This is a genomic window from Peribacillus sp. P4_C12 (assembly GCF_056402095.1).
This window is the reverse complement of sequence record NZ_JBFUIB010000892.1, coordinates 1-1,096: the sequence shown is the minus strand read 5'-3', so window position 1 is coordinate 1,096 and position 1,096 is coordinate 1. Positions and strand designations below refer to the sequence as shown.

Sequence of the window (1,096 nt, the reverse complement as noted above, 5' to 3'; positions counted from 1 at the left end):
ATCCTGGTACGTGTGTTTTCGGTACAGACGGGGATGAAATTAGAGAACCTTCTTTGCCCAATTTCAGCAAAACTGTTTCGACACCGAGTTCATGAAAATGATCGATAAACTGCTCCGGTGTGTAGGAACCGAATAAAAATTCAGCTTCGGCCACACCCGGCATGACGATATCACTTTCCGATGCGTATTTTGTAATGAAGTGACGTGCTTCATTTTCATCCGCCCATATTTTCAACCGAATATTCGGATCGAAGACGATTTTTGTTCCGGTTTCCTTGGCAATGCGGATCGCTTTGTCTATGAGCAACTGGCACGACTCACCAAGTGCAGGAGTAATACCGGTAATGTGTAAGTAAACGGCGTCTTGAATCGCATGTTCCGGCAGTAATTCTGCTGTCATTTTGCTAGCCGCCGAATCTTTACGGTAGTAATAGACTCGCGTATCATTTAGCCGCCTGAATTCTTTGAAAAAGACTCCGGTCGGCGCATTAGCATCTCGTGCTACATATGAGACATCTACACCTTCACCGCGAATAAATGAGTGCATCGCATCGCCAAATTCATCCTCACCGAGACGGCTTATCCAGCGTGACCTGTGACCGAGACGGCTTAACCCGATCGCGACATTGGATTCCGCACCGCCGAACTTCATTGAAAAAGAGCGGGCGTGGCGAAGGGGTCCTTCTTCATTCGGGGTAAATACTGTCATCGTTTCTCCGATTGTTACAACATCCATTTCATCATCTTCTTTCTCTCATGTTAGGCTTTAACGTGATTAGAAAGCGTACCGATCCTTTCAATACTGACGTTCATCCGGTCACCGTTTTTCAACCAGACTTTCGGATTACGTCCCATTCCAACGCCAGGTGGTGTACCAGTTGCAATCAAATCACCTGGCTTTAGCGTCATGGACTGTGATAAAAATGAGATGATTTGCGGAACGGTAAAAATTAAGTTACTTGTATTGGAATCCTGCATCATTTCTCCGTTTAATTCAAGGGAAATCGCCAGCTCATGGGGATCACCCACTTCATCATGTGTAACGACAACAGGACCTATTGGCGCAAATGTATCCGCCGTTTTGCCGCGTGACCAC

At 46.3% G+C, this 1,096-nt stretch carries 2 protein-coding genes; both read right to left on the bottom strand.

Going from position 1 to position 1,096, the window contains the following annotated elements:
* Positions 1-736, bottom strand: a 736-nt coding sequence (locus tag AC1DUW_RS29995; RefSeq protein ID WP_477644333.1) for a sugar kinase, incomplete at its 3' end; no start/stop codon positions are given.
* A gap of 23 nt (positions 737-759) precedes the next feature.
* Positions 760-1,096, bottom strand: a 337-nt coding sequence (locus AC1DUW_RS29990; RefSeq protein WP_477644332.1) for a fumarylacetoacetate hydrolase family protein, incomplete at its 5' end; no start/stop codon positions are given.